Annotated in this window: 7 protein-coding genes; 4 read left to right on the forward strand and 3 right to left on the reverse strand. The window is 72.5% G+C overall.

Annotation, left to right across the window (positions count from 1 at the left end; genetic code table 11):
* Positions 1-114 precede the first annotated feature (114 nt).
* Both ACFVGS_RS02865 and ACFVGS_RS02870 read right to left on the reverse strand, forming a co-directional pair.
* The gene (locus ACFVGS_RS02865) at positions 115-813 is read right to left on the reverse strand and encodes a helix-turn-helix transcriptional regulator (protein ID WP_385689754.1); all 699 of its coding nucleotides are present in this window, start codon (positions 811-813) and stop codon (positions 115-117) included.
* Between the two features lie 57 nt (positions 814-870).
* The gene (locus ACFVGS_RS02870) at positions 871-2295 is read right to left on the reverse strand and encodes a nucleobase:cation symporter-2 family protein (RefSeq protein WP_385689757.1); all 1425 of its coding nucleotides are present in this window, start codon (positions 2293-2295) and stop codon (positions 871-873) included.
* 505 nt (positions 2296-2800) lie between these two features.
* Between ACFVGS_RS02870 and ACFVGS_RS02875 the strand changes: the two genes are divergently transcribed.
* From ACFVGS_RS02875 to ACFVGS_RS02885, 3 genes are read left to right on the forward strand one after another with little or no spacing between them, the layout of a single operon-like run.
* Positions 2801-4201, forward strand: a complete 1401-nt coding sequence (locus tag ACFVGS_RS02875; RefSeq protein ID WP_384409873.1) for a uracil-xanthine permease family protein — start codon at positions 2801-2803, stop codon at positions 4199-4201.
* Positions 4198-5601, forward strand: coding sequence for an amidohydrolase family protein (locus ACFVGS_RS02880; protein ID WP_385689761.1), 1404 nt, complete (start codon positions 4198-4200; stop codon positions 5599-5601). The genes ACFVGS_RS02875 and ACFVGS_RS02880 overlap by 4 nt, the downstream gene beginning before the upstream one ends.
* Positions 5598-6308, forward strand: coding sequence for a sulfite exporter TauE/SafE family protein (locus tag ACFVGS_RS02885; RefSeq protein ID WP_384409877.1), 711 nt, complete (start codon positions 5598-5600; stop codon positions 6306-6308). Before ACFVGS_RS02880 ends, ACFVGS_RS02885 begins: the two co-directional genes overlap by 4 nt.
* Here the strand turns inward: ACFVGS_RS02885 and ACFVGS_RS02890 are convergent.
* Positions 6292-7335 carry a substrate-binding domain-containing protein gene (locus tag ACFVGS_RS02890; RefSeq protein ID WP_384409879.1) on the reverse strand — a complete coding sequence of 348 codons (1044 nt, stop codon included), beginning with the start codon at positions 7333-7335 and terminating at the stop codon, positions 6292-6294. The genes ACFVGS_RS02885 and ACFVGS_RS02890 overlap by 17 nt on opposite strands.
* A 204-nt stretch (positions 7336-7539) precedes the next feature.
* Between ACFVGS_RS02890 and ACFVGS_RS02895 the strand changes: the two genes are divergently transcribed.
* Positions 7540-9567 carry a PKD domain-containing protein gene (locus tag ACFVGS_RS02895; RefSeq protein WP_385689763.1) on the forward strand — a complete coding sequence of 676 codons (2028 nt, stop codon included), beginning with the start codon at positions 7540-7542 and terminating at the stop codon, positions 9565-9567.
* Positions 9568-9614: the final 47 nt, after the last annotated feature.

Genomic DNA, 9614 nt, shown 5'->3' on the forward strand with positions numbered 1-9614 from the left:
CAACGGGGTGGCGGCGCCCGGGAAATGCGCCGCCTCAGCCCGTAGGAGCCGCTGCTCGCGGCCCACCGCCGCGCGGATCGCGCGGTCGGGCCGGGGGCCACGCGGATCGTGACGTCAGGCCCGGCCGTCACCGGCGACGAGGTGGAGGAAACGGTCCGACAGGCCGTGCAGCCACTCGGTCCGCTCCCTGGCGATCTCCTTCAGCCGCTCGTCGTCGCTGCGGGCCACGAGATGGCCCATGTAGCGCTCGTTGAAACGGGCGTACTCCTGGTGCAGGGTGCGCAGCGCCCGCGCGACCGTGCGCTCGGGGGCGCCGACGTGCCGTGCGAGCGGGGCGGCGTGCTGCTTCCACCGGCCTTCGACGGCCTGGCGGAGGCGGGCGTCGAGGTCGCCGGCCCGGCCGATGACCCGCAGCAGTTCGCCCGGTTCAAGGCCGAGGGCGTCAGCGAGCAGCAGGGTCTGGCGGTCGGTTCCGTTCCAGCGGTGGTCGCTCTCGGCGCGGGCGTAGTCGCGTACGTCCATGCCGATGCGCCGGGCCAGCCGCTCGGCGCTGAACCGCCGGGCGAGGCGGTGCTCGCGAAGAGACCTCGGCGTCAGGTCCATCAGCACCGGCACGGGACACCACAACGCGTCGGCCAGGGCGAAGAGTTCGTCTTCCGAAGGCGCCACCGCCCCCGACTCCCAGGCGACGAGGGCCGCAACCGGGCGGTGCAGGCCCAACTGCGCCATGCCGAGGGCTGTCTGTTCATGCGTCAGGCCGATGCGGAGACGGGCCGCCCGGGCCTGTGTGGGGGAGAACGGGGGTGTGGACACTGCGGATCACCTCAGGGGGCCGGGCCGCGGGGTGCCGGGCCCGGCGGAGCGGGAAGGTCAGCGGGCCGTGGCGGTCTGCGTGCCCGTCCCTTGGTCGTACGCGGCGAGCCCGTCCCAGTCGATGACCTCCCGTTTCCGGCGGCTCTCGAAGACGTGGAAGAACAGGTTCAGCAGCACCGCCGTCAGCGTGCCGAGCGTGATGCCGCTGCCCAGGACGGCCCGCACCTCGGTCGGCATCCGCTCGAAGAAGGGCTCGACGGCCGTCGGGAGCATCGCGGCGCCGAGACTGACGGCCAGGATGACGGCGTTGCGTTCCTCCCGCAGGTCGACCTTGCCGAGGATCTGGATGCCGACGGTGGCGACCATGCCGAACATCGCGACGGCCGCCGCGCCGAGCACGGGATGCGGGACGGAGGCCACCACCGCTCCCGCCTTCGGCACCAGGCCGATGAGGATCATGAAGACGCCGGCCGCGACGACGACGAACCGGCTGGTGACGCGGGAGATGCGGACCAGGCCGATGTTCTCGGCGAACGCCACGTACGGGAAGGAGTTGAACACCCCGCCCAGCACGGTGGCGATGCCGTCGGCGCGCAGCGCGCGGCTGACCGTGTCGCCGTCGACCTTCCGTCCGGTGATCTCGCCCATGGCGTACACGTCTCCCGTCGTCTCCACCATGGTGATGAGCATGACGACGACCATCGCCAGCATGGGGAAGACCGAGAAGTGCGGCAGGCCGTAGTGGAAGGGCGTGCTGACGCCGAGCCAGTCGGCCTGGCCGACCGCCCCGAGGTCGGCGTCGCCGAGCAGCCAGGCGACGGCAGTTCCTCCGACCAGTCCGAGCAGGATCGCGATGCCGCGCAGGGCCGGACCGCCGAACCGCACCACCAGCAGGATGAACAGGAGGGTGCCCCCCGCGTACGCGAGGTTGGCCGGGTCCCCGTAGTGGGGTCCGCCGACGAGCGCCGAGCCGCCGCCGACGTCCTCGAGGGCCACCGGGATGAGGACGATGCCGATGACGGTGAGGAGGGTGCCGGTGACGACCGGCGGGAAGTACGCGGTCAGCCGCCCGGCGAAGGGGGCGAAGAGGAAGGCGGCCACACCACCGGTGATGACGGCGCCGTACACCACGAGGAGACCGGCGGTGCCGCCGCCCGCGCCCTGACCGATGGCGATCATGGGTGAGACCGCGGTGAAGGTCGCGCCCTGGACGAGCGGCAGCCGGGCACCGATCCGCCAGAAGCCCCACGCCTGGACGATGGTGGCGATCCCGGCGGTGACCAGGTCGGCGTTGATGAGGTAGACGAGCTCCTGCCGGGAAAGGCCGAGGCTGTTGCCCAGGATCACCGGTACGAGCACCGCACCGGCGTAGAAGGCCAGGACGTGCTGGAAGCCGTAGAGCGCGAGGGCGGGGAGCGGAAGTACCTCGTCCACCGGATGCGGGGTGGTGAGGGGTCGTCGGCGCGAGGCCAGTGGTGCCATCTCTGCCTTGCCTTGAGGGTAGGTGAATGAGAGGGGGCGCGACGTCGCGTCGCGCGGAGAGCTGCGAAAGGGGTCCGGGCGGCCGCGCGGATCAGGCGGTTCACCGGCTGGCGGCACGGGGTTGCCGGTGCGCGGCCAGGCGTCCAGACATGGAGGCGTGAGGGGCCGGGGCTCACGGCCCGGGCCAGACACAGATCCTGGCGGACGGGCACCTCAGCACGCAAGCCAGCGGCCCATGGTTTTTTAACCAAAACCCTTCGGTAACTCTTGATTCCATGGGAACCGACCGCCTCGACTGCGGATTTCGTTGCCCCCTTCCCGCTCGCGGTACGGCCGGCCACTCGGTCACCACATCCCTGCGCGAACCCTTGACGGGCCTGGGGTGCCCTCACATACTGACGGCCAAATCGATTTGGCCACTCGATGTGTCACCTCGTCCTGCTCCCCGTCCAGGGCCGGACCGCAGCCGAACCCGTACGTGTCGCACGCCGATCGGAGCTCGAACGTGTCCAGTCCCCGCCCGACCCTCCCCGGTACGGACCAGCCGCCCGCGGCGGAGCCCGCCGGACCCGCGGAGGTCCATCCCGTCGACGAGTCCCGCCCGTGGGGCCGGATCCTCCTCTTCGGAATCCAGCACGTCCTCGTCATGGCCGCCACGCCGATCTCGGCGATCTTCCTGATGAGCGCCACCCTCCACCTCGACGCCGGCCTGACCGTCGACCTGCTCTCCGCGGCCTTCGTGCTCTGCGGAGTCGGATCCCTGATCCAGTCGCTGGGGCCGTGGAGGTTCGGGCCCCGGCTGCCCTTCGTGATGCTGCCGGGCGGCGCGCCGCTCATCCTCTTCCTCTCGATCGCCGAGCAGCACGGCCTGCGCACGGCCTCCGGCGCGGTCGTCCTGACCGCCGTGTTCGCCTTCCTCGTCCTGCCGGTCTTCTCGCGGCTGCTCGCCTTCTTCCCGGCCCTCGTCATCGGCACGATGATCGTCATCGTCGGCGTCAACCTCGTGAAGGTCGGCGCCGTACTGGTCACCGGCCGTCCCGGCGCACCGGGCTTCGGCGACGCCACGAACCTGGGGCTCGGCGTGGCGACGATCGGCTTCACCGTCGTCTTCTACCTGCTGTTCACCGGGATCCTGCGCCAACTCGCGGTCATGCTGGGGCTTCTGGCGGGCACCACGCTGGCCGCGGTGCTGGGCCACGTCGGCGCCGGCCACGCCGTGGAAGGCGGACTGGTCAGCCTGCCGCACCTGATGCCGTTCGGCTCGCCCGAGTTCAACCTCCTCGCCGCACTGCCGCTGATGCTCTACTGCCTCGCCTCCATGGCGGAGGCCACCGGCCAGACCGTGATCAACGCCGAGGCCGTCGGCAAGGACGTCGACCCGCGCACCACGGTCCCCCGGACCATCCGCGGCGACGCGCTCACCTCCCTGTTCGGCGGGTTCTTCGGACTGCCGCTGATGGTGACGAGCGGCGAGAACATCGGGATCGTCCGCGTCACCGGCGTCCGCAGCCGCTTCGTCACCGCCGCGGCCGGCGTGGTCCTCGTCGCCATCGGCTTCCTCGCCCCCGTGACCCGCGCCATCAGTGTCATACCGCCGGCGGTCATCGGAGGCACCGCCATGGTCGTCTTCGCGGTCATCACCGTGCTCGGCATCCAGATGCTCGGCCGCTCCGACCTCGACCGGCACACGAACACCTTCGTCTGCGCCGTGGCCCTCGCGCTCGGCCTGCTGCCGATCCTCGTCCCGGGCGTGTACGCGGGCTTCCCGCCGAACCTCCGCATCCTCCTCGAGAGCGGCGTCGCCGTCGGCGCGTTCGTCGCCGCCGTCCTCAACGTCCTCTTCCACCACGTCAGGCCGGGCGTCGTCGCCCGCCTGGCCGCCGGCCGCACGGAAAGTGACCGATGAACCCGATCGTCCCCGAGCTCCTCGACGGGCCCGGCCCGCTCCTCCTCGTACCGGACGCCGTCCTGCTGCCCGAAGGGCCTGCCGACGGCTTCGGGGTGGTCGTCGCCGACGGCGCGTTCCGTGCCGTCGGCCCCGTCGACCGGCTCCGGCACGCGCATCCCCACCTCGACGGGACACGGCTGCCCGGCCATCTCCTGATGCCCGGCTTCGTCGACGCCCACCACCACCTCACGCAGAGCTTCGGCTCCGCGCTCGCCTTCGGGGAGCCGTCCGAGATCTTCCGGCGGGTGTGGGTGCCGCTGGAGGGCGCACTGGACGAGGAATCCGCGTACGTGGCGGCCAAGTTGGCGGCGTACGAGGCCCTGCGCGGCGGCTTCACCACGGTCGCCGACGCCGGCACGCGGGCCGGCGTGGACGTCGACGTCGTCGCCTCCGCCGCCCGCGACGCCGGAATCCGCTGCGTGCTCGGGCTCGTCTGCGACGACGCCGACCAGGGGGAGCACGCCACCGGCGTCCGCTCCGTCCCCGACCGGGCGGAACGGCACCTCGCCCGGTACGCCGGCGACCCGCTCGTCCACCCCTCGCTCGCCGTGTCCGTCCCCGAGGCGGCGACCGACTCGACCCTGGCACACGTCGCCCGTCTCGCCGCGGAGGCGGGAGCCACCGTCCAGATCCACGTCAACGAGCACCTGGCGAGTGTCGAACGCTCTCTGCTGCGGCACGGCCTGCGGCCGCTCGAACACCTGCACCGCGTCGGCGCGCTCGGCCCGCACCTGCTCGCCGCGCACGCCACCATGCTCACGCCCCGCGAGCTGACCCTCCTCGCCGACACCGGAACCGCCGTCAGCTACAACCCCGTCGCCAGCGCGTGGAAGGGGAACGCGGTGGCTCCCGCCCTGGCCATGGCCGAGCGCGGCATCCGCTTCGGCCTCGGCACCGACGGAACCCGTGGCGACGGATTCCGTCTCGCCGAGGCGGCCGAGTTCGCCCAGCGGATCGCGTACGGCCTCGCCAGCGGCGACTCCTCGTGCGGCGCCGGCTGGACGTGGCTCGAACACGCCGCCCGCGGCAGCGCCGACGCCGTCGGCCTGCGGGCACGTACCGGCACCGTCGCCGAGGGCCTGGCCGCCGACTTCCTCCTCGTCGACGTCACCAACCCCGAACTCGCCCTCTCCTGGGACCTGCCGTGGGAGCTGGTGCGGCGCGGCAACCGCGACCAGATCACCGCGGTGTTCGTCGGAGGCAGGATGCGGCTCTGGCGCGGCCGGCCCACGTCCTGGGACGGCCCCGCGCTGGTACGGCGAGCCGCCGAACTGGCCCGCACCGCCGTGTCGAAGGCCGCCATCACCCGGGTGCACCACACCTCCGTCGCGGCACGCGGACGGAGCGCCGCGCGGTGAGCACGCAGGAACTCGCCGTCCTCGCCGTCACCGTGGCCGTCGCGGCGTTCGTCCAGGGCGGCAGCGGACTCGGCTTCGCGCTGATCGTCGCACCCGTGGCCGGGATCCTGGACCCCGGGATGCTCCCCGTGTTCGTCCTGGCGTCGATGATCCCGCTCAACGCGTACGTCGCCTGGCGCGAGCGGGCCTCGCTCGACCTGCGCGGGGCCGGCTGGATCAGCGCGGCGCGGCTCGCCGCCACCCCCGGCGGACTGGCCCTGCTCTGGCTGATCCCGGACCGCAGCCTCGGCCTGTTCGTGGGCGTCGCCACCGTCCTGGCGGCGGGCCTCAGCCTCGCGGCCCCCGCGTTCGCCCCCGGCCGGGCCGCCTACGTCGCGGCGGGCGCGATGACCGGGCTGACGGAGACGGCCACCGGAGTCGGGGGTCCGCCGCTCGCGCTGGTCTATCAGCACCGGCCGCCGGCGGAGCTGCGCTCCACCGTCGCCGCCTGCTTCCTCGTGGGGGAAGTGGCCTCCCTGGTCCTGCTGTTCACCACCGGGCAGGGTGATCCCGGGGACCTCGGCCGGGCGGTGCTGCTCCTGCCGGCCGTCGCCGCCGGCGCGTGGCTGAGCCGCCTGGTGCACGACCGGCTGGACGCCCGCAGGATGCGTCTGTCCGTGCTCGGGTTCGCGCTGGTCTCCGGGCTGCTCCTCATACTGGGGCTGTGATCCTCAGCGACGACGCGCGCGGAATCACCCGCGGCTCGGGCGACGTGACCGCCTCGTCGGCGGCCACGTCGCCGCGCAGCCGTCCGAGGAGCAGTTCGACCGCGTCGGACGCCGCCCGGTCCAGGTGGAGGTCGACGGCCGTGAGCGGCGGTTCGCAGGTCCGTGCCCGCAGGCCGTCGTACCGGGTGACGACCATGACGTCGTCCGGTACGGCGCGCCCGCTGTCCCGGATCGCGCGGACCGCCCCGACGGCGAACGCGTCCACCAGCCCGCAGACGGCGTCGGTCTCCGGGTGCCGGGCGAGCAGCTCCGCGCAGCTCCGGTAACCGGCCTCCTCCCCGCCCGCCTCGGGTGCGGTCACCACGGTCGGCGGCCAGCCGTACGCCTCGGCGATCCGCTCGTACGCGGCGCGGGCGTCGACCGACGAGTGCCGCTCCCCCGACCCGATCATCAGCGCCGGCCGCCTGGCACCCTGCTCGTGCAGGTGGGAGAACAGCTTCTCGGCGACGAGCTCGCCGCGCAGGTCGACGTAGGGCGCCGCCTCCTCCGGCGACACGGGCCTGCCCAGGGTGACGTACGGCAGCCCGCGCTGCTTCAGATGCGCCGCCGCCGCGTCGTTCACGTCGGGTTCGACGACGATGGCCCCGTCGATGTCGACGGAGTCCAGACCGGAACCGGACCGCACGGGCGGCACCAGCACGAGCGCGTAGTCGTGCAGCAGCGCGCTCTCCGCGACGGCGGCGGCGATCTCCATGTAGAAGCCGAGCCGCGAAGGCCCGCCCGCCACCGCGACCGGCATGGACGAGGCGAGCGCGATGACCCTGGCCTGCCCGCGCCGCAGACGCTGCGCCCGCAGGTTGGGCCGGTAACCCAGCTCGGCGGCCACGTGCTTGACGCGCTCCCGGGTCCGCGGATCGACCTTGCCGATCCCGTTGAGCGCGTGGGAGACCGTCGTCCGCGACACCCCGGCGGCGCGGGCGACATCGGCGATCGTCGGCGGCCTCGGCACGGACCCGGAAGTGGGCATCTCCGTCGCTCCTCGCGTGCTCGTCACGGGTGATGGCTCCATCATCGCCGACCCGGGCGACGCGCACACGGATACGTACACACGTCCGATCTGCACAATCCCTTGACGTAAAGAACACAATTCGGCACTCTCCGTGCTCGGACACCGGCGGAGACGGGGACATCGGCGTGCCCGTCCCGCCGCGGGGATTCCTAGGGGGAATCGATGCACGCGTTATCGACGCGTCTGCGCATGCCCATGCCCGTACGGGCGCTCCTGGCCGGACTCGCGGTCCTTGCCCTCGCCCTGACCGGCCTGGTCGCCCTGGCGCCCGGCGCCTCGGCGGCGCCCGTGCCCGACGCCTCGGCCCTTCCCACGGCCGTCGCACGGTACGGCACCTCCACCGTGAAGCTGAGACTCGACGGCGAGTCCAGCACCCAGTCGACACCGACCGACCTGGTGCTCGTCCTCGACGAGTCCGGCAGCATCGACGGCACCGAGTGGGGCCAGCTGAAGGACTTCGCCAAGAGCGTGGTCAACGGCGTGGCGGCCCACGGTCTTTTCACCAACGGCGGCAGGTTCGGCGTCGTCGGCTTCGCCGACGGCGTGACACCGCCCGTCAGCGCGCTCAGCGGCGACAAGGACGCCGTCCTGAACGCCATCGACACCAATCCCAAGCAGAACACCGGCACCTGCATCGCCTGCGGCCTGGCCGAGGCCAACGCCGTGATGGGTCCCGACGATCCCGCCCGCAACCAGCTGGTGATCGTCATCACCGACGGCCAGCCGACCAGCGGCAACACGGCCGCCGAGGCGGCGGCCCTGCAGGCCAAGGCCACCGTTCTCGCCGTGGGCGTCGGTGGCGGGATCCAGCAGGCCACGCTGGAGGTCATCGCCAGCGGCCCCGGCTCCGACAACACCTTCTCGGCCGGTGACTTCGGCAGCCTCGACACCCTCCTGAAGCAGATCGTGGAGGCGGTCGTGGTGCCCGGCGCCACCCACCCGTCCATCGCCGTCACGCTCGACACGCCCTGGGAGCTCGTGCCCGGCACGGTGACGGCCGGCCTCGCCGGATCGGCCGTGAACAACGTCACCGCGGACGGATTCACCTGGTCCCGGGCCGAACTCGGGGACGAGAACCTGGAGATCACCTACCAGGTGAAGCACCGCGGCGCCCCCTGCGGGCCGCTGGACGTGAACAAGTCCGTCGTCTACCACGACGACCAGAACGCCTCCGTGACCTTCCCCAAGGTCGTCGTCACCGTCAACTGCCTGCCGCCCGTCGCGGACGCCGGGCCCGACAGGACCGTGGACGAGGGCTCAGCGGTCGCGCTCGACGGCTCCGCCAGCCACGACCCGGACGGCAGCGTCGTCTCGTACGCCTGGAGCGGCGCGGACGCCGGCATCGGCTCACTGACCAACGCGTCCGCGCCCGTGGCCACGTACAACGGCCTCGACGACGGCAGCGACGCCGTGACGCTCACCGTGACCGACGACAACGGCCTCACGGACGACGACTCCACGACCGTCGCCGTGAAGAACGTCGCCCCCGACCTCACCCTGACCACCTGCCCGGTCGACCCCCACGCGGTCGGCACGGACGTCGCCTTCTCCGGTACGTTCACCGACCCGGGCACCCTCGACACCCACACGATGTCGGTGGCGTGGGGCGACGGCACCACCACCGAGACTCCCGGAGTGAGCTCCCCGGTGGGCAGCACGCACCAGTACGCGGCCGCGGGCATCTACGACATCGCCGTCACCGTCACGGACGACGACGGCGGGTCCGACACCCAGCACTGCGGCTTCGTCGTCGTGTACGACCCCGACGGCGGGTTCGTCACCGGCGGCGGCTGGATCACCTCGCCGGCCGGCGCCTACCCGGCCGACCCGGGGGCCACGGGCCGCGCGAACTTCGGCTTCGTGTCGAAGTACAAGAAGGGCGCGAGCGTGCCCACCGGCAGCACGGAGTTCCAGTTCAAGGCGGGGAACCTGAACTTCCACTCCGCCGACTACCAGTGGCTGGTGGTCGCCGGTGACAAGGCGATCTACAAGGGCACGGGCACCGTCAACGGCAGCGCCGGCTACTCGTTCATGCTGACCGCGACCGACGGCACGCCGGACACCTTCAGGATGCGGGTCTGGAAGACCGCGGACGACACCCTCGTCTACGACAACCAGATCGGCGCGGCACCGGACGCCGACCCGACGACCGCCCTCGCCGGCGGCTCGATCGTGATCCACAAGGGCTGACGCCCCACGCCGTGCCACCGGCCCACCCACGAGGGAGGGACCGGTGG

The sequence above is a fragment of the Streptomyces sp. NPDC127114 genome (assembly GCF_042677525.1).
GTDB lineage: Bacteria > Actinomycetota > Actinomycetes > Streptomycetales > Streptomycetaceae > Streptomyces.

Coding starts and splice junctions, on each gene's coding strand:
- ACFVGS_RS02880 (WP_385689761.1), top strand. CDS start 4,198: ATGAACCCGATCGTCCCCGAGCTCCTCGACGGGCCCGGCCCGCTCCTC.
- ACFVGS_RS02890 (WP_384409879.1), bottom strand. CDS start 7,335: ATGCCCACTTCCGGGTCCGTGCCGAGGCCGCCGACGATCGCCGATGTC.
- ACFVGS_RS02870 (WP_385689757.1), bottom strand. CDS start 2,295: ATGGCACCACTGGCCTCGCGCCGACGACCCCTCACCACCCCGCATCCG.
- ACFVGS_RS02895 (WP_385689763.1), top strand. CDS start 7,540: ATGCACGCGTTATCGACGCGTCTGCGCATGCCCATGCCCGTACGGGCG.